This is a genomic window from Streptomyces sp. Ru62 (assembly GCF_002920615.1).
Taxonomy (GTDB): domain Bacteria; phylum Actinomycetota; class Actinomycetes; order Streptomycetales; family Streptomycetaceae; genus Streptomyces.
On record NZ_PQSU01000042.1, the window covers coordinates 19,271 to 42,852 of the forward strand.

Genomic DNA, 23,582 nt, shown 5'->3' on the forward strand with positions numbered 1-23,582 from the left:
GCTCAGTGCAAGGTCAAGCGCCTCGACGGTGCTGTGTGGGACCTTCGTCCTCGTCCTCGTCGTCGTCCTCATAGAGGTCGGCGTAGCGGGAGTACAGGTCGTCGTCGTCATGCTCATCGTCCGTGAAGCGGTCGCCGTTCGGCGACTGGTTCGACGTCGATGCGCCCAGCTCCTCGGCCAGGCGTGACAGGTCCGTCCCGCCGCTGTTGTACTTCAGCTGGCGGGCGACCTTCGTCTGCTTGGCCTTGGCCCGGCCGCGCCCCATGGCTCGACCCCCTCAACGACGGGGCTCGACGGCCCCAGAGTCTGACACGCGTTCATGATCTGGAACGGACTCTCCATGGAGAGGCCGGTCCGTAGGGCTTCCACGGTACCTGAGCCCGCGCCCATACGGTACGTCGCCCGCAGCACGCGCGTGTGCCCAGGACCTTCGAGGCGCCCTGTCCTCGCTGGTCAGTGGCGATTTTAACCACTTATCGGGGAACGACCCGCCGGTGGAAGTGAGAGTTCTCTCTAAGTTCCCGCCGACGGGTACCGCTCATGTGTGCGATCGGCTCAGTGCGCGGCGCGGGTCGCGCGCGCGTCGGCCATCCGCTGCTCGGCGATCCGGTCGGCCGCCGCGGCCGGCGGAATCCCGTCGTCCTTCGCACGTGCGAATATGGCCAGCGTGGTGTCGAAGATCTTCGCCGCCTTGGCCTTGCACCGGTCGAAGTCGAACCCGTGCAGCTCGTCGGCCACCTGGATCACCCCGCCGGCGTTCACCACGTAGTCCGGCGCGTAGAGGATCCCGCGGTCGGCGAGGTCCTTCTCCACACCCGGGTGGGCCAGCTGGTTGTTGGCCGCACCGCAGACCACCCTGGCGGTGAGCACCGGGACGCTGTCGTCGTTCAGGGCGCCGCCGAGGGCGCAGGGGGCGTAGATGTCGAGTCCGTCGACCCGGATCAGCTCCTCGGTGGTGGCGACGGCCGTCACCCCCACGGGGTACTGCTCCAGGATCCGCTGGACGGCGTCCACGCGCACGTCCGTGATCACGACCTCCGCGCCCTCGTCCCGCAGGTGCTTCACCAGGTGGCGGCCGACCTTGCCGACACCGGCGATGCCGACCTTGCGGCCGCGCAGCGAGGGGTCGCCCCACAGGTGCTGGGCGGAGGCGCGCATGCCCTGGTAGACGCCGAAGGCGGTGAGCACGGAGGAGTCGCCGGCGCCGCCGTTCTCGGGGGAGCGGCCGGTGGTCCAGCGGCACTCGCGGGCCACCACGTCCATGTCGGCGACGTACGTGCCGACGTCGCACGCGGTGACGTAGCGGCCGCCGAGGGAGGCGACCATGCGGCCGTAGGCGAGGAGCAGCTCCTCGGTCTTGTCACGCTCCGGGTCGCCGATGATCACGGCCTTGCCGCCGCCGTGGTCCAGCCCGGCCATGGCGTTCTTGTACGACATGCCGCGCGCGAGGTTGAGGGCGTCGGCGACGGCCTCCGCCTCGGTCGCGTACGGGTAGAAGCGCGTGCCGCCGAGGGCGGGGCCCAGGGCGGTGGAGTGGATGGCGATCACGGCCTTGAGACCGCTGGCGCGGTCCTGGCAGAGCACGACCTGCTCATGGCCGCCCTGGTCCGAGTGGAACAGGGCGTGCAGGACATCAGCAGGCGCGCCGGTTACGTCGGTCACTGTGGTGACTCCTGTGTACTAGCGGCGAGTGGGGTTCGGTCCCCGTACGGGTGGCGGGGAACCGTGGCATGAGCGTAGAGCCTCGGTTCCCGCACCATCCGCGCAGTGTTCAGGATCACTCTCCGGAGCCCGCTGTGCACGTATGAGCGTGGCACGATTTGCAGTGGTTTCGAGCCGGGTCCGATGGGGAGGGAGCAGGCGTGCCGAAGGTGTCCTCCGTGGTCGTCCCCTATGCCGCGTACCTGCGCGTGTACGAGCCGCTGGGCGCCTTCCCGGAGCCGGAGCGCGGTCACTGGGCGCGCTACGCCCGCCGCCCCGACCGCCCCTCGTACCAGGACGAGCTGCGTCGCTCCCTGGCCGACCTGCTGCCCATCCCGCCGATCGCGGTGCCGGTGCACGAGAGCGGCGACGCCTTCGTGCTGGAGGTCGACGGGGTGGTGTGCGTGTGCCCCTGGCGGACCCGGCTGCGCGGCTGGCAGGCCCTGGAGGAGCTGCCCGAGGAGCTGCCGCCGCCGGTGCTGGACGCGGTGCTGCCGCCGGTGGTGCGCCGGCAGGCCGCCCAGGACTACGAGCGCTGGCTCGCCCGCAACCCCGACGCCCGCCCGTGGATCCGCACGGCGACCTGGCAGGTGCCGCTGAACTGGTTCGTGCTGGTCTCGGACGAGGAGCGGCGGTACGACAAGGGGACCGCGGACGTGCCCCCGGTGCTGCGCTACCGCACGCCGATGGTGCAGGCCCGGCGCCGGGTGGCGAGGGCGCTGCGGACGCTGAAGGACACCGTCGAGGAGGGCCCGCTGATCGACGGTCTCGTGGACGTCGGCCGCTGGCTGGAGGAGTTCCACCCGCGCTCGCTGGTGGAGCTGGACTACGGCGGCCTGGTGCATGTGCTGCCGGCCGGCGAGCTGGAGGGCGACCACTCGGCGGCGGACGTGGCGGCCGGGATCGAGGCGCTGCGCCGGGGCGACGGGGCGGCCGCCGGGGAGGCGTACGGGCGGCTGGTGGAGCGGTGGCGGGCGGTACGGGACCGGCGCTCCGCGAACTGAGTGATGTGCGTCACGGTCAAATCGGTGACACAGGACGTACGTTCTACTCGCTGGACTACCTGACGGGGCGTTGGCCCCGATCCGGACGTATGTCTCAAGGGTGATGGACGGCACTTACCCGGCTCTTGCGCCTCTTGGCACCCCTCGTGCCAAAATAGGACAAGGAGTCCGGGGAGGGCTCCATCCGTCCAACTATGCTCCATGATGGGCGGATTCTCAGCATTGCACGCTTTGGGGGGTCTGGTGACTCCTGCACGCCACTGTGACTGATCGTCACAGTGGCGTGACTGTCCGCTATGGCATGGTCCATCGGCTTCCGTCGCTGATGAACACCTGGGAGGGCAATTCCATCGGTTTGGCCGACGCGGCTGGACAGATGGTGTAGTTGTAGTGCCGAGGACAAGCCGTTCGTCCTATAACCGACTCGACTCGCGTCCGCCATTTCGGGCAACGCGGGTCAAGGTGCAGAATTTAGAGGAAAGAACCGAGAAGGTTCGGTTCTCCCGAGGAGGCCGCTCATGACCGCTCGCACCCCTGATGCCGAGCCGCTGCTGACCCCGGCTGAGGTCGCCACCATGTTCCGTGTCGACCCCAAGACGGTCACGCGGTGGGCGAAGGCCGGCAAGCTCACGTCCATCCGTACGCTCGGCGGGCACCGCCGCTACCGCGAGGCCGAGGTCCGCGCCCTGCTCGCGGGCATCCCGCAGCAGCGCAGCGAGGCCTGAACAACTCAATAACCGGGCAAGACGGTCGGTTCCCCCAACTGGCCGAGGCGCTCGAAACCCTAGCTCCAAGCGACGCGGGACCTGCCCCAACAGGCCCCTCGCCCAGGCCGAAGAGAACGTTGTAGGCAAGCGACACAGGGTGCGTCGTCGATCGCGCTGGACTCCGCCGGGTCCAGCGCGATCTTTTTGTGCGCAGGTCGGGGGTGTCGCGCGGCGCTTGTGAGCGTCCTTGTCGGAGTCTGGGGAGGGGTGTGGGAACGGCTGTGGGCGGCCCCTGCGGGTGGTGCAATTGCACATATTAAATTGACCCGTTGTATGAAGGGGGTAAGTACCGCCGTTTCAAAAACTCATGCGGTGACTCCCGTCACACGCCCGGATGCTTGTTGCCTGCGGCTCCTGTGGGTTAGAGGAGCCTCCGGGTGGGCTGCGGTGCCTCAGACTCCCACGCCCGTACGGAGGTTGGGGCCGGCGGAGGTCAGGCGCGACGAGTGGCCTCGCCGTCCTCGGGGGTCTCCTGCTCGGCCTCCTGGGCCTGCGGGGCGGCGTCCATCGCCAGCCGCAGCAGGTGGTGGCAGATGGGACAGTGGCGGGTGAGGTGCCGGTAGGAGGAGGCGGCCGACAGATGCGCCCTCAGAAGCGCCCGCGTCTCGTGCCTGACCGACGCCGCCATACGCCACCTCCGGGGGCCGCACAGAGGGAACGAGCCCTGCTCCCTGAGTACCGAGGGAATGTGACGCCGTCAAGACGACGGGGGCTCCGCCGGGTTGGGTGCCGGGTGCCGGTGCCGCCCCTGGGGGCCGCACCCCCGGCCCCCCATCGGCCCTGCCGGGCTTCGTCCTCAAACGCCGGACGGGCTGATCTCCCCGGATCGGCGGGTTGGGTGCCGGGTGCCGGTGCCGGGGGTGCCCCTGGGGGCCGCGCCCCTGGCCCCTCATCGGCCCTGCCGGGCTTCGTCCTCAAACGCCGGACGGGCTGATCTCCCCGGATCGGAGACATGCCAGAGGCCCGCTGTCCCTTGTGGGATGCGGGCCTCGATGTCTGTGCGGTCCTGACGGGATTTGCTGTGTTGGATTGCGGCTCCGCCGCGGGCGCGGCCTCTGTGGTGGTCCGGCCGGAGGGGGTACGACTGAGGCCCGCTGTCCCTTGTGGGATGCGGGCCTCTAGCTCTGTGCGGTCCTGACGGGATTTGAACCCGCGGCCTCCACCTTGACAGGGTGGCGAGCACTCCAAACTGCTCCACAGGACCTTGTTTCGCGGCGCTTTTTCTTACGTTGCGCTGCGAGAAGAGACTGTACAGGAGGGTGAGGGTCCTGGTCGAACTCACCCTCCGTGCGGGAGCGGTTACGGTACGGCCGCGTCGATCGCCTTGATGATCCGCTTGTCGGAGACGGGGTACGCGGTGCCGAGCGCGTGGGCGAAGTAGCTGACCCGCAGCTCCTCCAGCATCCAGCGGATGTCCAGGACGGCGGACGGCACCGGGCGGCCCTTGGGGAGCTGCTCCAGGAGCCAGGCGTACTCGTCCTGCATCTCGTGGACCTTCTCCATACGGGTCGTGTCCCGCTGGACGTTCGTCGGCATCTGCTGCAGGCGCCGGTCCGCGGCCACCAGGTAGCGCATCAGGTCCGGCAGGCGCCGTATGCCCGCCCAGGTGACGAAACCGGGCTTCACGAGGGCGTCCAGCTGCTTGCGGACGTCCGTCAGGTTCGCGAGCAGCGCGGGGCTGCCGACGGCCTTCAGGCGGCGCTCACAGGCCTGCCAGGCGGCGAGGACCTGCTGCACCTGGGCGACCGCACGGACCGTGGTGTCCACGATCTCCGCGCGCACCTTGTCGTACAGCTTCCGGTACGACTCCTCGTCCCACGCCGGCCCGCCGAAGTCCCCGATCAGCTTGTCCGCCGCGGCCATCGCGCAGTCGTCGAACAGGGCCTGGATCGAGCCGTGCGGATTGGCCGACAGGGCGAGCTTCTGGGCGTTCGTCAGCTTCTCGGACGCGAACTTCGCGGGATTCACCGGGATGTTGCGCAGGATGAGGCGGCGGGTGCCCTTCCACATGGCCTCCGCCTGCTCCTCTTCCGTGTCGAAGAGGCGGACGGAGACCGTGTCGCCGTCGTCCACCAGCGCCGGGTACGCCTTGACCGGCTGGCCGGCCCGGCGTGTCTCGAAGACGCGGGTGAGGGTGCCGATCGTCCAGTCCGTCAGGCCCTTGCGCTCCAGGGACTCCCCGCCCTCGCGGGACGCGGTCGCCGCCGCGGCCTGCGACAGGGCCTTGCGCGCCTTCGGCTTCAGCCGGAGCTTCAACGCCTGAAGGTCCTTGTCCTCGGCCAGCTTCCGGCGCCGCTCGTCGACGATCCGGAAGGTGATCTTGAGGTGGTCGGGGACCTTGGCCCAGTCGAAGTCGTCCGCCTCGAACGGAACGCCGACCATCCGCTTCAGCTCGCGCGCCATCGTGACGGTCAGCGGCTCCTGGAGGGGCACCGCCTTCTCCAGGAACGCCTTGGCGTAGTTCGGCGCCGGTACGTAGTTGCGGCGGACCGGCTTCGGCAGGGAGCGGATCAGCTCCGTCACCACCTCCTCGCGCAGGCCCGGGATCTGCCAGTCGAAGCCCTCGTCCGTGACCTGGTTGAGGACCTGGAGCGGGATGTGGACCGTCACACCGTCGGCGTCCGCGCCCGGCTCGAACTGGTACGTCACCCGGAACTTGAGCTGCCCCTGCCGCCAGGTGTCGGGATAGTCGGCCTTGGTGACCGCCTCCGCCGACTCCCGGATGAGCATCTCCCGCTCGAAGTCGAGGAAGTCCGGCTGCTCGTGCCGCTTCCGCTTCCACCAGGAGTCGAAGTGGGCGCCGGAGACGACGTGTTCGGGCACCCGCTGGTCGTAGAAGTCGAAGAGCGTGTCGTCGTCGACCACGATGTCCCGGCGCCGGGCGCGGTGCTCCAGCTCCTCGACCTCGCTGAGCAGCTTGCGGTTGTCGGCGAAGAACTTGTGGTGGGTGCGCCAGTCGCCCTCCACGAGCGCGTTGCGGATGAACAGCTCGCGGGAGACCTCCGGGTCGATCCGGCCGTAGTTCACCTTCCGCTGGGCGACGATCGGGACGCCGTACAGCGTGACCTTCTCGTACGCCATCACGGCCGCCTGGTCCTTCTCCCAGTGCGGTTCGCTGTACGTCCGCTTGAGCAGGTGCCCGGCCAGCGGCTCGACCCACTCCGGCTCGATCTTGGCGTTGACCCGCGCCCAGAGCCGGCTCGTCTCGACCAGCTCGGCCGACATCACGAACTTCGGCTGCTTCCGGAACAGCGCGGAGCCCGGGAAGATCGCGAACTTGGCGTTGCGGGCGCCCAGGTACTCGTTCTTGTTGCCGTCCTTCACGTCCTTCATCCCGATGTGGGAGAGGAGGCCGGCGAGGAGGGAGACATGGACGCGGTCGGCCGGGGCGTCGTCCTCGTTGAGGTGGATGCCCATCTGCTTGGCGACCGTGCGCAGCTGGGTGTAGATGTCCTGCCATTCGCGAATGCGCAGGAAGTTCAGGTACTCCTGCTTGCACATCCGGCGGAAGGACGACGAGCCGCGCTCACGCTGCTGCTCGCGGACGTACCGCCACAGGTTCAGATAGGCGAGGAAGTCGCTGGTCTCGTCCTTGAAGCGGGCGTGCTGCTGGTCGGCCTGGGTCTGCTTCTCGGCCGGGCGCTCGCGCGGGTCCTGGATGGACAGCGCGGCGGCGATGACCATGACCTCACGGACGCAGCCGTTCTTGTCGGCCTCCAGGACCATCCGGGCCAGACGGGGGTCGACGGGTAGCTGGGCCAGCTTGCGACCGGTGTCCGTGAGCCGCTTGCGGGGGTCCTTCTGCGCCGGGTCCAGCGCGCCCAGCTCCTGGAGGAGCTGCACGCCGTCGCGAATGTTGCGGTGGTCCGGCGGGTCGATGAAGGGGAACTTCTCGATGTCGCCGAGACCGGCCGCGGTCATCTGGAGGATGACGGAGGCCAGGTTCGTCCGCAGGATCTCGGCGTCCGTGAACTCCGGGCGGGCGACGAAGTCGTCCTCGGAGTACAGGCGGATGCAGATGCCGTCGGACGTACGGCCGCAGCGGCCCTTGCGCTGGTTGGCGCTGGCCTGGCTGATCGGCTCGATGGGCAGCCGCTGGACCTTGGTGCGGTGGCTGTAGCGGCTGATCCGGGCGAAGCCGGGGTCGATGACGTACTTGATGCCCGGCACGGTCAGGGAGGTCTCGGCGACGTTGGTCGCCAGAACGATCCTGCGCCCGGTGTGCGGCTGGAAGACCCGGTGCTGCTCGGCGTGCGAGAGCCGGGCGTAGAGGGGGAGCACCTCGGTGAAGCGGTACTTCTTCTTCTCCAGCGCGTCCGCGGTGTCGCGGATCTCCCGTTCGCCGGAGAGGAAGACGAGGATGTCGCCCGGGCCCTCGGCCTGGAGTTCCTCCACGGCGTCGCAGATGGCGGTGATCTGGTCCCGGTCGGCGTCGTCCGACTCCTCTTCGAGGAGCGGCCGGTAGCGCACCTCCACGGGGTACGTCCGCCCGCTGACCTCGATGATGGGGGCGTCGCCGAAGTGCCGGGAGAAGCGCTCCGGGTCGATGGTCGCCGAGGTGATGACGACCTTCAGGTCGGGCCGCTTCGGCAGCAGCTGGGCGAGGTAGCCCAGCAGGAAGTCGATGTTGAGCGACCGCTCGTGGGCCTCGTCGATGATGATCGTGTCGTAGGCGCGCAGCTCGCGGTCGGTCTGGATCTCGGCGAGCAGGATGCCGTCCGTCATCAGCTTGATGAAGGTGGCGTCCGGGTTCACCTGGTCGGTGAACCGCACCTTCCAGCCGACGGACTCGCCGAGGGGCGTCCTCAGCTCCTCCGCGACCCGCTCGGCGACGGTCCGGGCGGCGATCCTGCGGGGCTGGGTGTGCCCGATCATGCCGCGCACGCCCCGGCCCAGCTCCAGACAGATCTTCGGGATCTGGGTGGTCTTCCCGGAACCGGTCTCACCGGCCACGATGACGACCTGGTGATCGCGGATGGCGGCCGCGATCTCGTCCTTCTTCTGGCTGACCGGCAGCTGTTCGGGGTAGGTGACGGCCGGCACGCGCGAGCGCCGCTCGGCCATCCGGGCCTCGGCCTTGCCGATCTCGCCGTCGATCTCGGCGAGGACGGTGGCGCGGGCCTCCGGCTTACGGATCTTGCGTGCGCCCTCCAGCCGCCGCCCGAGCCGGTGCGCGTCGCGCAGCGACAGCTCGGTCAGACGGGGTGCGAGGGTGCCGAGGGCGGGGGCGGGATGCGTAGACATACGGGATCCAGGATCTCACCTGGGGCGAAAAACAAGCGAACGATTTGACCGGGGCGCGATGTCACGGCATGACCTAGCGTGGTCGATATGCCTGATTCCCCTCATGGAGACCACGGCCGCCCCCCGACCCCCGCGGAGCGCTGGGCGGCGTTCAAGGCATCCCCCTTCCTCCCCGCCACCGTCCTCCTGTTGATCATCGCCGTCGCGGCCGGCTTCTTCGCCGGGTCCTACACGTACGCCATGGCGAACCCGACCCCGCACAGCATCCCCACGGCGGTGACCGGCGCCTACGACCAGCCCGCGGCCCGGCGGTTCGTCGTCGGCATGGAGAAGGCGCTCGGCGCCTCCATGAAGCTGCGGGCGTACGACAACCGGGAGGACGCGGTACGGGCGGTGGACCAGCAGAAGGTCTTCGCGGTGGTCGACGCGCCCGCCGGTGGCCGGACGATCTCCCTCGACGTGTCGGGGGCGTCCGGGGCGACAGTGGCGCAGGTGCTGGGCGAGGCGGCGCTGAAGGTCGGCAAGGCCACCGGCATCACCGTGGTGCTTCACGACCTGAAGCCGTTGCAGAAGGGCGACCCGAGAGGACTGGCCATCTTCTACATCTCCCTGGCCGCCGTGATCATCGGCTTCGTCGGGGCCATCCAGCTCAGCGTGCACGCGTCGGAGTTGAACCCGCTGGAACGCATCTCCTTCACCGTCGCCTACGCCCTGCTCGGCGGATTCTCGATCGCAGCGGTGGTGGACTGGCTGCTGGGGGCGCTCCGGCTGCCGTTCGTGGAGTCCTGGGCGATCCTCGCCTTCACCATGTTCACCTCGGGCATGGTGTTCACGATGTTCAACACCCTGGTCGGACGCTGGGCCATGCTGCCGACGTGGGGGCTGATGGTGCTGCTGGGCAACCCGTCGTCCGGCGGTGCCGTCTCCTGGCCCCTGCTGCCGTCCGTGCTGGGGACGATCGGCCGTTGGCTGCCGCCCGGTGCCTCGGTGAACGCCCAGCACACGGCGGTGTACTTCCGTGGCAACCAGCACGTGTTCCCGTTCCTGGTGCTGGCGGGCTGGGCGCTCGTCTCCTGCGCGGTCTTCCTGACCTGGCGGCACCGCCATCCGGGCGGCAGACCGCGCCGGCCGGCCCACGCGGCCTAGGGAGCGCGCTGGGCGGACGGGGCCGGCGGGGTGGCCTCGGTGCGCCGACGGGCCTGACCCTCCCCGAGGGCGAGCGACTTCGCGGTGTTGGAGACGGCCTTGATGCCCAGGTAGGCGGTGGTCGTGCTGCTGACGGCGGTGAACGCGGCGGTGAGGATGCCCACGATCACCGCTTTGTCCCCGTCGAGCTGCCACACACCGAAGACGGCGACCGCGGCGATCGCCAGGTTGCTGACGACGACCGCGAGCAGCCCGTACCGGGCCCGGTCCTTCTCCAGCTCGGTGTCCTGCATGGCTCTGCCCTGGTCCCGGCCCATGTCTCCCCCGCCCCCTGCGCACCACACGCGATCAGCGCCGAACGTAGCGCCGACCGGGACCGGTGCCAAGCGACCTGGATCCTCCATGCAAAAGCCCCTCTCTGCTAGCGCCAGAGAGGGGCTTACGCCCTGGTGAGGGCGGCGGTGGCTGGGGCCGGGGTCGAACCGGCGACCTTCCGCTTTTCAGGCGGACGCTCGTACCAACTGAGCTACCCAGCCACGGTGTTTCACGTGAAACACCAGCGGTCCTGACGGGATTTGAACCCGCGGCCTCCACCTTGACAGGGTGGCGAGCACTCCAAACTGCTCCACAGGACCAAGCGTGTGTGCAACAGTGTCGCACACGGTATTGCGTGCCCCCAACGGGATTCGAACCCGTGCTACCGCCTTGAAAGGGCGGCGTCCTAGGCCGCTAGACGATGAGGGCTATCGGCCCGCCTGGGCGCTTCTCAGCGCGTCGGGGACGTGAGAAGCATATGGGATGGCGAGGGGTATCGCCAAAACGGTTTACGGCGAGGTGCTGGGAGCGGTCGGTGAAGGGGAGCGCGAGGTACCGGTGGCGCCGGGTTGGTTCTCGTCCGCCAGATGACGGCTGACCTCGGCAGTCGTGAGTCCCAGGCCGCCCAGCTCGATCGCGTCCCAGGCCTGGAGCCTGCGGCTGTCCCGATCGAAGTAGAGGATCGAGGCCTCGATCGGAGCCGGGTACTTGCGCTCCACGGCCCGCAGCCCGCTGCCGCCGGTCGAGCCCTCCATGCGCAGCCGGGTGCCGTACCGCAGCAGCTCCGTCCCCTCGTGGTGCAGATGCCCGCAGAGCACCAGCGGCACCGTGCCGTCCGTCTCCCGGGCGGCGGACGGCTCGTGCGCGACCGCCACGTCCACCGGGGTGCCGGCCGTCCGCTGATCGCGCAGGGCACTGGCCAGCCGGTCGCCCGCCAGCTGCTCGGACGCGGCGCTGCCGGGAGCCGTCGAGCGGTCGGGGGTGAACTGCGGATCACCCATGCCCGCGAACCGCAGGCCCGCCACCGTCTCCGCCCGCCCGTCGTCCAGGACGTGCACGTTCTTCATGCGCTCCAGGTAGCGCTGGGTCGTCCGCGAGTCATGGTTGCCGCGCACCCAGACGTACGGCGCGCCCAGGTCCCGGATCGGGTCCAGGAAGCCGTTCTCCGCCGCCGTGCCGTGGTCCATCGTGTCGCCGGAGTCGACGATCACGTCCACCTTGTACTGCTCCACCAGCGAGCCGATGATCTTCCAGCTCGCCGGGTTGAGGTGGATGTCCGACACGTGCAGGACGCGGATGGTCGAGGGGTCCGGCCGGTAGGCGGGGAGGGTGGAGGTGACGTCGTAGAGCTTCGTCACGTTCGTCACCAGGCGTGCCAGCTCCTTCTGGTAGACGTCGAACTCCGTGACGATGCTGCGGGCGTTGCCGACCACGGACGGCGCCGAGCTGAGCAGTCCGGAGAACCGCGGCTCCAGGACGGACTTCGGGTTCCAGGTGGCGTACGCCGACGCACCCGAGGCGGCCAGCAGGGCCAGGGCCAGTCCGCCGGCGGCCACGGCCCGGCGCGGGCGGCGGTACACGGCGAGGCCGAGGGCCGTGGCCCCGGAGACCACGGCGACGCAGGAGCGCACGGCCAGGTCCAGCGTGCCGTGCTCGACGTCCCGGGTGACCTCGTCCTGGAGGCCGGAGAGCCGCTCGGGGTGGTCGACCAGCGCCTGCGAGCGGAGCGGGTCCAACTGGTCGACGTTCACGTCCAGGCGGACCGGCGCCACGTGGCTGTCCAGGCTGAGCGAGCCCAGCGGAGAGACGTTGATCTTCGTGCCGCCGCTGAGGGAGGGGCGCAGCGCCATCGTCGTGTCCATCGGGCCGACCGGGGCCCGCACGTTGCCGACGATCAGCAGGCCCAGCCAGGCCCCGACGAGGACGACCGTGCCGAGTCCCAGGGCGCGCAGCCAGGGGTTGGGGCGGTCGGCGAGTTCCAGGGAGGGGTGTGAGCGGGGGCGGGTGGGGCGTGGGCGGTTCGGGGTCCGGTTCAGCATGGTGCTCAGGGCTGCGACGGGGACGCGGGCCATTGGTGCCGTATGCCCACGTCCCCTGGTGGATATGCGGCGGTGATCCCGGACAATGACCCTGTGCTGGAGATGACGCGCGAGGAGTTCGAGGAACTGGTCGCCGAGGCGCTCGACCGGATTCCGCCGGAGCTGACGCGGCTCATGGACAACGTGGCCGTGTTCGTGGAGGACGAGCCGCCCGCCGACGACCCCGAGCTGCTAGGGCTGTACGAGGGCACCCCGCTCACCGAGCGGGGCGAGTGGTACGCCGGTGTCCTGCCGGACCGGATCACCATCTACCGCGGGCCCACGCTCAGGATGTGCGACAGCCGCGAGGACGTCGTCGCGGAGACCGAGGTCACCGTGGTCCACGAGATCGCCCACCACTTCGGGATCGACGACGCCCGACTCCACGCCCTCGGCTACGGCTGAGCGCGGGGCGCCCGGGGGCCCGGTTCGCGCGTGCTGGACGCCGATGAGGGCAGGGCCGGGCGGGGGCCCGTGGGCTGGGTGCCGGTGACCGTGCGGGTGGGTGGGTTCCCGTGTGCCGGTGGGGATCGAGTCGTGCGGCCGGGTGTGGGGCTGTGTGCTGGGGGACCGCGTGGGCGCTGGGGGGCGATGCGGGCGGGGCGCGTGTCCTCTTGTGGGCGGCGGGAGTTGGGGAGGTTGACTTCTTTCCTTGCCCCCGGAGGTGGCCGCAGTGCGCCCCTTGTACGTACCCGTCCGTCTCGCCGCCGCGGTACTGGCCGTCACGGCCGCCGCCGGCTGCGTGAGCGTGGGCGACGACGCCGGCCGGGCCCGGCCCTCCCACTCGGCGGGGCAGCGCGGCGGCGAGGTGCCCGACGGCGGTCCGGTGGCCGGCGCGGGCGGCTTCGCCGGGGAAGGCGGTGGGGCCGCCGGTGACGGCAAGCACGGACACGGCGGCAAGGCGAAGCGGGGGAAGAAGGGCTCGGCGTCGGCCACCCCGTCCGCCGCGCGCAGCGCCTCCCACGCACCGGCCGAGCCGGGCAGGACCGACGAGCCCGGTGAGCCGGAGCCGACGGACGCGCCGCCGACGCCGCCCGTGACCTCCGCCCCGCCCGAGCCACCGGCCTCCACCCCGCCGCCGCCCGTCACCGAGCCTCCGTCGGCCGAGCCGTCCTCGTCGGCCCATGAGGAGACCAGCCCGCAGCTGGTCCAGCGGGAGCCGGCGCCGGCGGCGGGCGTGCCGGCGTAGAGGCGTGCGCGCGGTGGGGCCGGTACCACTGCCTTCCGTCACCGTGGCCGGGGGCTGGTGCGGCGGGAAATCGGGTGTGAGCTGCGCCTCTGCGGCTCGGTTTGCCTTCGGGGGTGGTAGGTGCGTATGGTGGTAGATCGTTTGATCCCATTTGCCCGGCGCCACCACAGAGCGCGCCGTGTGGCGCGTACTCTCCTTTGCCGTGGCGGACCGCATTGAGGCGGTCGTGAGCGATTCACGGAGTTGACGGGCGCGTGCCGAAGAGACTCCGGAAGGTTTCGCATTCGCATGTCCGTGTCCAGCACTGACCAGATCGTCGTGTCCGAGAACGAGATCGAGATCGAGAACACCACCGAGATCGAGAACGCACTCGTCGACGAGACGACCGAGGTCACCGAGGCCCCCGAGGCCGCTGACACCCCCCAGACCACCTTCGCCGACCTCGGCCTCCCCGAGGGCATCGTGCGCAAGCTCGCACAGAACGGCGTGACGACCCCCTTCCCGATCCAGGCCGCGACCATCCCGGACGCCCTGGCCGGCAAGGACATCCTCGGCCGTGGCCGCACCGGCTCCGGCAAGACCCTCTCCTTCGGTCTGCCGACCCTGGCCCAGCTGGCCGGCGGCCGTACCCAGAAGCACAAGCCCCGCGCGGTCATCCTCACCCCGACCCGCGAGCTGGCCATGCAGGTCGCCGACGCCCTCCAGCCGTACGGTGACGTCCTCGGCCTGAAGATGAAGGTCGTCTGCGGCGGCACCTCCATGGGCAATCAGATCTACGCCCTGGAGCGCGGTGTCGACATCCTCGTCGCCACCCCGGGCCGGCTGCGCGACATCATCAACCGGGGCGCCTGCTCCCTGGAGGACGTGCAGATCGCCGTCCTGGACGAGGCCGACCAGATGTCCGACCTGGGCTTCCTGCCCGAGGTCACCGAGCTGCTCGACCAGGTCCCGGCCGGCGGCCAGCGCATGCTCTTCTCCGCCACGATGGAGAACGAGATCAAGACCCTCGTCGACCGCTACCTGAACGAGCCCGTCCTGCACGAGGTGGACGCGGCCCAGGGCGCGGTGACGACCATGTCGCACCACATCCTCATCGTGAAGCCCAAGGACAAGGCGCCGGTCACCGCCGCGATCGCCTCCCGCAAGGGCCGCACGATCATCTTCGTCCGCACCCAGCTGGGCGCCGACCGCGTCGCCGAGCAGCTCCGCGAGGCCGGCGTGAAGGCCGACGCGCTGCACGGCGGCATGACCCAGGGAGCCCGTACCCGCACCCTGGCCGACTTCAAGGACGGCTACGTCAACGTCCTGGTCGCCACCGACGTCGCCGCGCGCGGCATCCACGTCGACGGCATCGACCTGGTCCTCAACGTGGACCCGGCCGGCGACCACAAGGACTACCTGCACCGCGCGGGCCGTACCGCCCGTGCCGGCCGCACCGGCACGGTCGTGTCGCTCTCCCTCCCGCACCAGCGGCGCCAGATCTTCCGCCTGATGGAGGACGCCGGCGTCGACGCGGCCCGCCACATCATCCAGGGCGGCGCCGCCTTCGACCCGGAGGTCGCCGAGATCACCGGCGCCCGCTCCATGACCGAGGTCCAGGCCGAGTCCGCCGCCAACGCCGCGCAGCAGGCCGAGCGCGAGGTCACCCAGCTCACCAAGCAGCTGGAGCGCGCCCAGCGCCGCGCGACCGAGCTGCGCGAGGAGGCCGACCGGCTGGTCGCCCGGGTCGCCCGCGAGCGCGGCGACGACCCGGAGGCGGCGGTGGCCGAGGCCCAGGCGACGGCGGCGGAACAGCTCGCCGTGGCCGAGGAGCCCGCGGAGCGCGAGACCGAGCGCGAGGAGCGTCCGGCGGCTTCGGCGCCGTACGAGCGCCGGGAGCGGCGCGGCTTCGACCGTGACCGTGGCTTCGAGCGTCGTGACGACCGCCGGGACGACCGGGGTGGCCGTTCCTTCGAGCGTCGCGAGGACCGGGGCGAGCGCCGTCCGTTCGACCGTGACCGTGACCGTGACCGTGGTTTCGAGCGTCGTGACGACCGTCGGGACGACCGGGGTGGCCGTGGCTTCGAGCGCCGCGACGACCGCCGTCCCTTCGACCGCGACCGTGACCGTGACCGTGGTTTCGAGCGTCGTGACGACCGCCGGGACGACCGTGGTGGCCGTGGCTTCGAGCGCCGCGACGACCGCCGGGACGACCGGGGTGGCCGTTCCTTCGAGCGTCGTGACGACCGGGGCGAGCGCCGTCCGTTCGACCGTGACCGGGGTGGCCGTTCCTTCGACCGCCGTGACGACCGGGGCGGCTTCCGCCGGGACGAGCGCGGTGGCCACCGGGGCAGCGACCGTCCGTTCAACCGTGACCGCCGCGACGACCGCCCGGGCTTCCGCTCCGCGGGCCACGACCGCCCCTACGGCCGTCGTGACGACCACCGCGGCACCGGCTCCTTCGGCCGCCGCGAGGACAAGCCGCGCTGGAAGCGCAACGGCTGACACGCCATCGGCCGACACCGCGTCGGCCGGCACGCCGGTGACTGACGCCGAGTGAGACGGGGCGAGGGCCCGTACGACACCGTTCGTACGGGCCCTCGCGCGTACCCGGGCCATCGATTTCCGGTCACCGAGTGACGCATGTCACGCTCCCAGGGAGGGAATTGCTGGGGGCATGACAGATGACGTGAGCGCCGGTGGCCTGTCGGACGAGGAACGGCTGGCCCAGCTCGGCTACACCCAGGTCCTCGCCCGCCGCATGTCGGCGTTCTCGAACTACGCAGTCTCCTTCACGATCATCTCGGTACTGTCCGGCTGCCTGACCCTGTACCTCTTCGGCATGACCACCGGCGGTCCCGCGGTGATCACCTGGGGCTGGGTGGCCGTGGGTCTGATGACGCTGTTCGTGGGGCTGTCGATGGCCGAGATCTGCTCGGCCTACCCGACCTCGGCGGGCCTGTACTTCTGGGCGCACCGCCTGGCGCCCCCGCGTTCGGCTGCGGCCTGGGCATGGTTCACGGGCTGGTTCAACGTGCTGGGCCAGGTGGCGGTGACCGCCGGCATCGACTTCGGCGCGGCCTCCTTCCTCGGCGCCTGGCTGAACCTCCAGTTCGACTTCCGGGTGACCCCCGGCCGCACGGTGCTGCTGTTCGCGGCGATCCTCCTCCTGCACGGACTGCTGAACACCTTCGGCGTCCGGATCGTCGCGTTCCTGAACAGCGTGAGCGTGTGGTGGCACGTCCTCGGCGTCGCGGTGATCGTCGGCGCGCTGGCGCTCGTCCCGGACCACCACCAGTCGGCGTCCTTCGTCTTCACGCACTTCGTCAACGAGACGGGCTGGGGCAGTACCCCGTACGTGGTGCTGCTGGGTCTCCTGATGGCCCAGTACACCTTCACCGGCTACGACGCCTCCGCCCACATGACCGAGGAGACCCACGACGCGGCCACCGCGGGCCCGAAGGGCATCGTCCGCTCCATCTGGACGTCGTGGATCGCGGGCTTCGTCCTCCTGCTGGGCTTCACGTTCGCGATCCAGTCGTACGACGGGGCCCTCACGTCCCCCACCGGCGCGCCGCCCGCCCAGATCCTCCTGGACGCCCTCGGCGCCACGGCCGGCAAGCTCCTGCTGCTGGTGGTGATCGGTGCCCAGCTCTTCTGCGGCATGGCCTCGGTCACCGCCAACAGCCGCATGATCTACGCCTTTTCGCGCGACGGCGCGCTGCCCTTCTCCCACGTCTGGCACACGGTCAGCCCGCGCACCCGGACCCCGGTGGCGGCGGTGTGGCTGGCCGCGCTCGGCGCCCTTGCCCTGGGCCTGCCGTACCTGATCAACACGACGGCCTACGCGGCGGTGACGTCCATCGCGGTGATCGGCCTGTACATCGCGTACGTCATCCCGACCTTCCTCCGCGTCCGCAAGGGCACCGCGTTCAGCCCCGGTCCCTGGCACCTGGGCCGCTGGTCCCGTCCCATCGGAGTGATCTCGGTGACCTGGGTGCTGGCGATCACCGTCCTGTTCATGCTGCCGCAGGTCTCCCCGGTCACCTGGAAGACGTTCAACTACGCCCCGGTCGCCGTCCTGGTCGTCCTCGGCTTCGCGGCGACCTGGTGGCTGGCCTCGGCCCGCCACTGGTTCCTCAACCGCCGCCCCGCCCCGGCTCCCATCCCGGCCGAAAAGTAACCATCCCCCCACACCGGCGTCATCCGACGTGGCCGTGTCCCCGATACCCGATCGGCGACGCGGCCTCGTCCGGCTATGCTCGGACAGGCAACATCGCACGGGCCGTTAGCTCAATTGGCAGAGCAGGGGACTTTTAATCCCTTGGTTGTGGGTTCGAGTCCCACACGGCCTACCGCCCGCGGGCCCGGGGTCACCCCCTCCGGCCGGCGGCACAGCGCCCGGGACGGCTTCGGCCGGCCCGGGCGCTGTCGCGTTCTCGGGGGCCGCTGTCGCCGGTACGCCTGCGCGGGCCCCTCCGCTGTCAGTACCGCTGCGCCTTGGCCAGTTCGGCGGTCAGATGCGGCTCGGGGGGCTTGTGACTGATGGCGTAGCGCTCCGCCTTCTGCCCCGGCTTGACGTCCTGCGACCCCACGACGACGGTCTCCACGACCTTGCCGTGCGAGTCGCTGAAGTTCACCTGGACCGCGAACGACGCGGGCTTGTCGGTGCGGTTGGTCATCGTGACGAGGAGAGCGCGCACGTTGTGGGTCTGGGACAGCGGCACGCCCGTCATGGAGACGTCCTTCGTCGCGTTGCCCCGCCCCTTCACCTTGGCGAGCTGCTTCTGGGCCTCCGCGCGGGCGCGTTCGGCGTCCGCGGCCACGGATGCCTCGAACTCGTCCGCGCGGGCGGAGGCCGACGAGGCCGCGGCGGAGGCGGAGGCGCTGGCCTGTGCCTTCTGCGACTCCGCCCAGGACGACATGCCGGACGGCACGGTGCCGGAGAAGTTCGACGTGGCGGGCGCGGTCGGGGTGGAGGTGCCGGCCCTGCCGTTGCCGTTGCCGTTGCCGTTGCCGCACGAGGCGACGGCGAGCACACCGGTGAGCGCCGCGCCCACGCCGTACACGACCGGTCTCAGGCGTGGGCGTGCGGTGCGGGACGACGCGGCGTCCTGACCGGGCACGTTGGGTTCCGACACGGCGACCTCCACGGTGATGCGGGCACGGGGCCAGTCCTGGTACAGACCAGAACCATGGTGATACGAGGTGAGGTAATCCGCGATCCGGAGCAAAGTGGTGATGTTCGTCCGAGGTGCGCCGGCCGGACCTCGACGCCGGTGTGTACGCCCACGCCAAGGCGGGCTTCGGCGAGTACATGGGCTTCTTCTCGGCGTTCGGCTACTGGGCCAGCGCCTGCGTCGGCAACGTGACGTACTGGGTGCTGATCATGTCGACGATCGGCGCGGTCTGGCCCGGCCTCGGCGAGGGGAACACCGCCCTGGCCGTCGTCCTCTCCTCGGCCGGGCTGTGGGCGTTCTTCTGGATGATCCGGCGCGGGGTGAAGGAGGCCACCGCGATCAACAAGATCGTCACCGTGGCGAAGCTCGTGCCCATCCTGTTCTTCGTCGTCCTGGCCCTGGTGTACTTCAGGCCCGGCGTCTTCGCGGCCAACTTCCACGGCGCGGACTATGCCGGTTCCCTCTTCAGCCAGGTCCGCGGCACCATGCTGGCCACGGTCTTCGTCTTCCTCGGCGTCGAGGGGGCGAGCGTCTACTCGCGGCACCCCAGGCGCCGCTCCGACGTGGGCAAGGCCACCGTCCTCGGCTTCCTCAGCGTCTTCGCGATCTTCGCCTGCGCCGAGCCGGGATCGAGGTCGTCACGATCGTCGGCGCGGAGCTGGGCCGTGGTCGCGGCGGCGGCCACTGCATGACGTGCCCGCTGCTGCGGGACCCCGTGGAGTTCTGGACCCGCCGGCTCCCTGTCCGGGTGCGTCGGTCGTGCTCAGGGCGCCGGTAGCGGAGACGGGGGTACTAGCCCGCCGTCAACTCGGTCAGCCCGGTCAGTTCGGACAGCGGCAGGGTGTGCTGGGTCTGGAGCACCTTCGCGCGCAGGTAGCGGACGTTGTGGGCGGTGGTGAAGACACCGGTCGGCACCCGGTCCCGTACCGCGATCCCCAGCGAGCGGAGCTGTTCGGCCTTGTCGGGGTTGTTGGAGAGCAGGTCCAGCTCGGTGATGCCGAGGGCGCCGAGCATCTGGGCGGCGGCCGTGTAGTCGCGGGCGTCCTCCGGCAGACCGAGGGCGGCGTTCGCCGCGTAGGTGTCGAGGCCCTCGTCCTGGAGGGCGTACGCGTCGAGCTTGTTGTAGAGGCCGATGCCCCGGCCCTCCTGGCGGAGGTAGAGCAGGACACCGCCGCGGCCGGCGATGCGCTCGACCGCCTCGCGCAGCTGCGGTCCGCAGTCACAGCGGGCCGAGCCGAAGACGTCCCCGGTCAGGCACTCCGAGTGCAGGCGCACCAGGGGGACCGGGCCGGGTTCGCCGAGGACGACGGCGAGGTGTTCCCGGCCGTCGGTGAGGCCGTGGAAGGTGACGAGTTCGGCGTCGGTGCTGTAGCCGTCGGCGAAGCGCAGCGGTACCCGGACGCGGGCGCGCGGGATGGCGGCGGGGATGTCGGGCATGCGAGTCCTCCCGGACAGTTGCTTCAGATTTGAAGCAGCGGTTCGCATGGACCCTACTCCTGCTTAAAAGTTAAAGCAATTGTCCTGACCCGGCGACCCGGCCCGCTCAGGAGGACGCCGGGGGCGACGAGCAGCCCGAACGGCGCCGCCAGGGGACGTCCTCGGCACCGGACTGGTCGTCCTCACCCTGCAGCCCGCGCGCGATCCCCGTGCAGATCTCCTCCAGCTGCCCCACCTGCTCCGGGGTGAGCCGGTCGAACAGGGTGCTGCGGACCGTCTCGACATGCCCGGGTGCCGTACGCTCCAGGACGGCCATCCCCTCGTCCGTCAGCACGGCCAGCGAGCTGCGCTTGTCCCAGCGGCAGTTCTCCCGGCGCACCAGGCCGTCCCGCTCCAGCCGGGTCACCACGTAGGTGAGCCGGCTGCGGGTGATCTTCAGCGTCTCGGCGAGATCGGTCATGCGCAGCCGCCGGTCGGGGGCCTCGGAGAGGTTGGCCAGCACCGAGTAGAACAGGTGCGGCATGCCGCCCTCCTGCTGGAGCTGCCGGTCGACGGCGTCCTCCAGGAGCCGGGAGGCGGCCATGTAGGCGCGCCAGGCGCGCTGCTCCTCGGGGGTGAGCCAGCGGGTCGTCATGCGGCCAGTGTAAGTTGTTTAAAACTTGAACCAAGCCCGTCCGCCCGGACGAGCCCGTCCGCCTCCGGAAGAGAGGGCGCCGATGCCCCTGCCGTACGTGCTGCTGTCCGCCGCCGTCTCCCTCGACGGCTACCTGGACGACACCGGCCCCGAGCGCCTGCTGCTGTCCAGCCCGGCCGACTTCGACCGGGTCGACGCGGTACGGGCCTCGGTCGACGCGATCCTCGTCGGCGCCGGCACGATCCGCGCCGACAACCCCCGCCTGCTGGTCAACTCCGCCGAGCGGCGCGCGGCACGGGTGGCGCAGGGCAAGCCGGAGTACCCGCTGAAGGTCACGGTCACCGCCACCGGCGACCTCGACCCCGACGCCAACTTCTGGCACACCGGCGGCGACAAGATCGTCTACACCACCGACCAGGGCGCCGAGCGGGCCGCCCGCCGCCTCGGACGCACCGCCGACATCGTCCCGCTCGGCCCCGACCTGGACTGGCGGGCCCTGCTGGAGCACCTGCACGACGTGCGCGGCGTCGGCCGTCTGATGGTCGAGGGCGGCGGCACGGTCCACACCCAGCTCCTGCACCAGGGCCTCGCCGACGAACTCCAGCTGGTCCTCGCCCCGCTCTTCGTCGGCGATCCGGTGGCACCCCGCCTGTTCGGGCCGGGGGCCTACCAGCCCGGACGGCTGCGCCTGCTCGACACCCGCCGGATCGAGGACGTCGTGCTCATGCGGTACGTGCCCACGGCGCCCGGCACCGGGGCGGTCGCCACCGCCGCCGACCGCCACTGGCTGCGGACCGCCTGTGAACTGGCGGCGCTGTGTCCGCCGTCGGAGACGGCGTTCAGCGTCGGAGCGGTGGTGGTGGCCGCCGACGGTACGGAGCTGGCGCGGGGTTACTCCCGTGAGGGCGCCGATCCGGTGGTGCACGCGGAGGAGGCGGCCCTCGCGAAGATCGATCCCGCCGACGGGCGGGTCGCCGGCGCCACGGTGTACAGCAGCCTGGAGCCCTGCGCCCGGCGTGCGTCCCGGCCGGCTCCCTGCGCCGAGCTGATTCTCCGGGCCGGAGTGCGGAGGGTGGTCACCGCGTGGCGCGAGCCGGACACGTTCGTGGCGGGGGCCGACGGAAGCGGGGTTCTGGTCGCCGGGGGCGCGCAGGTCGTCGTGCTTCCTGAGCTGGAGGAGCTCGCCAAGGCGCCGAACGCCCACTTGCTGTGAGCACCCACCCGTCTGCCGGCGGAGCCTGGTGGCGGGTGCGGTGCGTTGTGGCTGGTCGCGGGGTTCCCCGGCGCCCTGACGGGGCGGGGCGGCGGGCCGGAAACGACTCAGGGCCCGGAATCCGCTGGATTCCGGGCCCTGAGTCTTCAGTAGCGGGGACAGGATTTGAACCTGCGACCTCTGGGTTATGAGCCCAGCGAGCTACCGAGCTGCTCCACCCCGCGTCGTTGTGACTCCAGTGTACGCCATGCGCGGGACCGCTCGCACACCCCTTTCGGCCCACACCGGTCGCCGACCGCCCCGGGGCCCGGAAACCTGGAGGTACGTCGGACAACCGGGAGACACGCGGTGCGCCCTGGAAAGGTGGAGGAGAGCCCGTACGCCAGGGCGGGCGGCAGGCTCCCCGGCGACCCCGTGCCCGACCCCGGCCTCGGCGACGAACCGGTGCCGGTGCGTGCCCGCCGCCGTCCGAGCCCCCGTGCCCTGGCCCGCGCCGTGCCCGCCCTCCTCATCGTCTGCGGTGTCCTGTACGGCCTGCTCGCCCCGGACGACTTCACCGCCGTCCCGTTCTTCACCGCGGCCCCGCTGGCCGCCGCACCCTTGTCGGCGCTGCGCACCACCGTCCTGACCGGCCTCGCCTCCCTCGCCGCCGCCTACGCCGTGCACACCGACGCCGGGACCCACCCGGCCGTGGGCACCCTCACCGACGTGGTCACCGTCGCGACGGTCGCCCTGCTGGCCGTCGCCATCAACCGGGTGGTCCGCCGGGGCGACCGGCGGCTCGCCTCCGCCCGGGAGATCGCCGAGGCCGCCCAGCGGGCCGTCCTGCCGGAGCCGGACGAGCGGATCGGCGGCTACGAGATCGCCGCGTGCTACGAGGCCGCGCGGCAGGACGCGTTCATCGGCGGCGACCTGTACGCGGTGCAGGACAGCCCGCACGGCGTCCGGCTGGTCGTCGGGGACGTGCGCGGCAAGGGCATGGGCGCGGTCGCCGCGGTGGCCGTGGTGATCGGCGCGTTCCGGGAGGCCGCCGAGCAGGAGGCCACGCTGGAGGCGGTCGCCGAGCGGCTGGAGCGGGCGCTGGCCCGCGAGGGCACCCGGCGCGACGGGATCGACGCCTTCGAGGGGTTCACCACCGCGGTCCTCGCCGAACTCCCGCACGGCGACGGCGTCGTACGGATCGTCAACCGCGGTCATCCGCCGCCGCTGCTGCTGCACGCCGACGGCACCCTGCGCACCCTGGCCCCCGCCGAGCCCGCGCTGCCGCTCGGCATGGGCGATCTCGGCCTGTGGCCGGACCGGGCCACCGAGACCGCCTTCCCGGGCGGCGCGACCCTGCTCTTCCACACCGACGGCCTGTCCGAGGCCCGGGACGCCCACGGCCGGTTCTACGACCCCGAACGGCGGCTCGCGGGGCGCACCTTCCCCGGCCCGGCCGCGCTGGTCGGCCGACTCGCCGAGGAGGTGCGCCGGCACTCCGGGGGAGGCATGACCGACGACATGGCGCTGCTCGCCGTACGACGGTCCTGAACGTCACCGAAGGTGACCGGGCGAGCGCCGTGCGCATAACATCTGAGTCACCATCAAAACCGAAAGTGACTGCTGAACGGAGCCGATGCCCGGTCAACTCGCCCGTTTTGATGGTGTAGTGGCCGATAGTTCCGCCGGTAAAGACGTGAATGATCAAGCCGAACG

The 23,582-nt window shown here is 70.9% G+C and carries 18 protein-coding genes, 6 tRNA genes and 2 pseudogenes; 12 read left to right on the forward strand and 14 right to left on the reverse strand.

Annotated elements, in window-relative coordinates; translation table 11 throughout:
• Nucleotides 1-13: 13 nt before the first annotated feature.
• Together C3492_RS38290 and C3492_RS38295 are read right to left on the reverse strand one after the other, a co-directional pair.
• Nucleotides 14-265, reverse strand: coding sequence for a DUF3073 domain-containing protein (locus C3492_RS38290; protein WP_103817226.1), 252 nt, complete (start codon nucleotides 263-265; stop codon nucleotides 14-16).
• A 290-nt stretch (nucleotides 266-555) separates the two neighbouring features.
• On the reverse strand, nucleotides 556-1,662 hold the full coding sequence (locus C3492_RS38295; protein WP_103817227.1) for a Glu/Leu/Phe/Val dehydrogenase dimerization domain-containing protein: 1,107 nt from the start codon (nucleotides 1,660-1,662) through the stop codon (nucleotides 556-558).
• Between the two features lie 200 nt (nucleotides 1,663-1,862).
• Between C3492_RS38295 and C3492_RS38300 the strand changes: the two genes are divergently transcribed.
• On the forward strand, nucleotides 1,863-2,705 hold the full coding sequence (locus C3492_RS38300) for a hypothetical protein (protein WP_103817228.1): 843 nt from the start codon (nucleotides 1,863-1,865) through the stop codon (nucleotides 2,703-2,705).
• 518 nt (nucleotides 2,706-3,223) lie between these two features.
• The gene (bldC, locus tag C3492_RS38305; protein WP_003949541.1) at nucleotides 3,224-3,430 is read left to right on the forward strand and encodes a developmental transcriptional regulator BldC; all 207 of its coding nucleotides are present in this window, start codon (nucleotides 3,224-3,226) and stop codon (nucleotides 3,428-3,430) included.
• Between the two features lie 475 nt (nucleotides 3,431-3,905).
• On the opposite strand, the gene C3492_RS38310 is transcribed toward bldC, so the two are convergent.
• From C3492_RS38310 to hrpA, 3 genes are all read right to left on the reverse strand, one after another.
• Nucleotides 3,906-4,100, reverse strand: coding sequence for a DUF6274 family protein (locus C3492_RS38310; protein WP_103817229.1), 195 nt, complete (start codon nucleotides 4,098-4,100; stop codon nucleotides 3,906-3,908).
• Nucleotides 4,101-4,601: 501 nt separating this feature from the next.
• Nucleotides 4,602-4,676 (reverse strand) — tRNA-Asp (locus C3492_RS38315).
• A gap of 95 nt (nucleotides 4,677-4,771) precedes the next feature.
• The gene (gene hrpA / locus C3492_RS38320; protein ID WP_103817230.1) at nucleotides 4,772-8,716 is read right to left on the reverse strand and encodes an ATP-dependent RNA helicase HrpA; all 3,945 of its coding nucleotides are present in this window, start codon (nucleotides 8,714-8,716) and stop codon (nucleotides 4,772-4,774) included.
• An 87-nt stretch (nucleotides 8,717-8,803) separates the two neighbouring features.
• Between hrpA and C3492_RS38325 the strand changes: the two genes are divergently transcribed.
• Nucleotides 8,804-9,862, forward strand: coding sequence for a hypothetical protein (locus tag C3492_RS38325; RefSeq protein WP_103817231.1), 1,059 nt, complete (start codon nucleotides 8,804-8,806; stop codon nucleotides 9,860-9,862).
• Here the strand turns inward: C3492_RS38325 and C3492_RS38330 are convergent.
• The 5 genes from C3492_RS38330 to C3492_RS38350 form a co-directional block, all read right to left on the reverse strand.
• Nucleotides 9,859-10,155: a hypothetical protein gene (locus C3492_RS38330; RefSeq protein WP_103817252.1), complete on the reverse strand. Its 297-nt coding sequence runs from the start codon at nucleotides 10,153-10,155 to the stop codon at nucleotides 9,859-9,861. The two genes, C3492_RS38325 and C3492_RS38330, sit on opposite strands and share 4 nt — an antisense overlap.
• 169 nt (nucleotides 10,156-10,324) lie before the next feature.
• Nucleotides 10,325-10,398: transfer RNA gene (locus C3492_RS38335), tRNA-Phe, on the reverse strand.
• A gap of 24 nt (nucleotides 10,399-10,422) precedes the next feature.
• Nucleotides 10,423-10,497, reverse strand: a tRNA-Asp gene (locus C3492_RS38340).
• A 36-nt stretch (nucleotides 10,498-10,533) separates the two neighbouring features.
• Nucleotides 10,534-10,606, reverse strand: a tRNA-Glu gene (locus C3492_RS38345).
• A gap of 80 nt (nucleotides 10,607-10,686) precedes the next feature.
• Entirely contained in the window at nucleotides 10,687-12,249 is a 1,563-nt protein-coding gene (locus C3492_RS38350) for a metallophosphoesterase (RefSeq protein WP_181140761.1), read from the reverse strand.
• Nucleotides 12,250-12,309: 60 nt separating this feature from the next.
• Between C3492_RS38350 and C3492_RS38355 the strand changes: the two genes are divergently transcribed.
• The 5 genes from C3492_RS38355 to C3492_RS38375 all read left to right on the forward strand — a co-directional run bounded on the left by C3492_RS38355 (nucleotide 12,310) and on the right by C3492_RS38375 (nucleotide 17,778).
• Nucleotides 12,310-12,660, forward strand: a complete 351-nt coding sequence (locus C3492_RS38355) for a metallopeptidase family protein (protein WP_030657012.1) — start codon at nucleotides 12,310-12,312, stop codon at nucleotides 12,658-12,660.
• 268 nt (nucleotides 12,661-12,928) lie between these two features.
• Nucleotides 12,929-13,444 (forward strand): hypothetical protein, encoded by a 516-nt coding sequence (locus tag C3492_RS38360; protein WP_103817232.1) that lies wholly within the window; start codon nucleotides 12,929-12,931, stop codon nucleotides 13,442-13,444.
• A gap of 288 nt (nucleotides 13,445-13,732) precedes the next feature.
• Nucleotides 13,733-15,928, forward strand: a complete 2,196-nt coding sequence (locus tag C3492_RS38365; RefSeq protein ID WP_103817233.1) for a DEAD/DEAH box helicase — start codon at nucleotides 13,733-13,735, stop codon at nucleotides 15,926-15,928.
• A gap of 172 nt (nucleotides 15,929-16,100) precedes the next feature.
• Nucleotides 16,101-17,606 (forward strand): amino acid permease, encoded by a 1,506-nt coding sequence (locus C3492_RS38370; RefSeq protein WP_103817234.1) that lies wholly within the window; start codon nucleotides 16,101-16,103, stop codon nucleotides 17,604-17,606.
• 99 nt (nucleotides 17,607-17,705) lie between these two features.
• Nucleotides 17,706-17,778: transfer RNA gene (locus tag C3492_RS38375), tRNA-Lys, on the forward strand.
• Nucleotides 17,779-17,907: 129 nt separating this feature from the next.
• On the opposite strand, the gene C3492_RS38380 is transcribed toward C3492_RS38375, so the two are convergent.
• A complete protein-coding gene (locus C3492_RS38380) occupies nucleotides 17,908-18,564 on the reverse strand; it encodes an FxLYD domain-containing protein (RefSeq protein WP_103817254.1) in 657 nt (218 codons plus the stop codon).
• A gap of 113 nt (nucleotides 18,565-18,677) precedes the next feature.
• Here C3492_RS38380 and C3492_RS38385 point away from each other — a divergent pair.
• Nucleotides 18,678-19,217, forward strand: a pseudogene (locus C3492_RS38385) (amino acid permease); the annotation flags it as partial.
• Nucleotides 19,217-19,381, forward strand: a pseudogene (locus C3492_RS44035) (arginine deiminase family protein); the annotation flags it as partial. The pseudogenes C3492_RS38385 and C3492_RS44035, both read left to right, overlap by 1 nt.
• Before the next feature lie 14 nt (nucleotides 19,382-19,395).
• Here C3492_RS44035 and ribA read toward each other — a convergent pair.
• Both ribA and C3492_RS38395 read right to left on the reverse strand, forming a co-directional pair.
• On the reverse strand, nucleotides 19,396-20,040 hold the full coding sequence (ribA, locus tag C3492_RS38390) for a GTP cyclohydrolase II (RefSeq protein ID WP_103817235.1): 645 nt from the start codon (nucleotides 20,038-20,040) through the stop codon (nucleotides 19,396-19,398).
• Between the two features lie 106 nt (nucleotides 20,041-20,146).
• Nucleotides 20,147-20,674 carry a MarR family winged helix-turn-helix transcriptional regulator gene (locus C3492_RS38395; protein WP_103817236.1) on the reverse strand — a complete coding sequence of 176 codons (528 nt, stop codon included), beginning with the start codon at nucleotides 20,672-20,674 and terminating at the stop codon, nucleotides 20,147-20,149.
• Nucleotides 20,675-20,756: 82 nt separating this feature from the next.
• On the opposite strand from C3492_RS38395, the gene C3492_RS38400 reads away from it, so the two are divergent.
• Nucleotides 20,757-21,887, forward strand: coding sequence for a dihydrofolate reductase family protein (locus C3492_RS38400; RefSeq protein ID WP_103817237.1), 1,131 nt, complete (start codon nucleotides 20,757-20,759; stop codon nucleotides 21,885-21,887).
• A gap of 150 nt (nucleotides 21,888-22,037) precedes the next feature.
• Here the strand turns inward: C3492_RS38400 and C3492_RS38405 are convergent.
• Nucleotides 22,038-22,111 (reverse strand) — tRNA-Met (locus tag C3492_RS38405).
• 124 nt (nucleotides 22,112-22,235) lie between these two features.
• On the opposite strand from C3492_RS38405, the gene C3492_RS38410 reads away from it, so the two are divergent.
• Nucleotides 22,236-23,417, forward strand: a complete 1,182-nt coding sequence (locus C3492_RS38410) for a PP2C family protein-serine/threonine phosphatase (RefSeq protein WP_103817238.1) — start codon at nucleotides 22,236-22,238, stop codon at nucleotides 23,415-23,417.
• Nucleotides 23,418-23,582 lie beyond the last annotated feature (165 nt).

Excerpts from the sequence above, each read along its gene's own strand:
- hrpA (WP_103817230.1), bottom strand. The coding sequence starts at position 8,716 with ATGTCTACGCATCCCGCCCCCGCCCTCGGCACCCTCGCACCCCGTCTG.
- C3492_RS38290 (WP_103817226.1), bottom strand. The coding sequence starts at position 265 with ATGGGGCGCGGCCGGGCCAAGGCCAAGCAGACGAAGGTCGCCCGCCAG.
- C3492_RS38325 (WP_103817231.1), top strand. The coding sequence starts at position 8,804 with ATGCCTGATTCCCCTCATGGAGACCACGGCCGCCCCCCGACCCCCGCG.
- C3492_RS38395 (WP_103817236.1), bottom strand. The coding sequence starts at position 20,674 with ATGACGACCCGCTGGCTCACCCCCGAGGAGCAGCGCGCCTGGCGCGCC.
- C3492_RS38370 (WP_103817234.1), top strand. The coding sequence starts at position 16,101 with ATGACAGATGACGTGAGCGCCGGTGGCCTGTCGGACGAGGAACGGCTG.
- C3492_RS38350 (WP_181140761.1), bottom strand. The coding sequence starts at position 12,249 with ATGGCCCGCGTCCCCGTCGCAGCCCTGAGCACCATGCTGAACCGGACC.
- ribA (WP_103817235.1), bottom strand. The coding sequence starts at position 20,040 with ATGCCCGACATCCCCGCCGCCATCCCGCGCGCCCGCGTCCGGGTACCG.
- C3492_RS38365 (WP_103817233.1), top strand. The coding sequence starts at position 13,733 with ATGTCCGTGTCCAGCACTGACCAGATCGTCGTGTCCGAGAACGAGATC.
- C3492_RS38310 (WP_103817229.1), bottom strand. The coding sequence starts at position 4,100 with ATGGCGGCGTCGGTCAGGCACGAGACGCGGGCGCTTCTGAGGGCGCAT.
- bldC (WP_003949541.1), top strand. The coding sequence starts at position 3,224 with ATGACCGCTCGCACCCCTGATGCCGAGCCGCTGCTGACCCCGGCTGAG.
- C3492_RS38330 (WP_103817252.1), bottom strand. The coding sequence starts at position 10,155 with ATGCAGGACACCGAGCTGGAGAAGGACCGGGCCCGGTACGGGCTGCTC.
- C3492_RS38400 (WP_103817237.1), top strand. The coding sequence starts at position 20,757 with ATGCCCCTGCCGTACGTGCTGCTGTCCGCCGCCGTCTCCCTCGACGGC.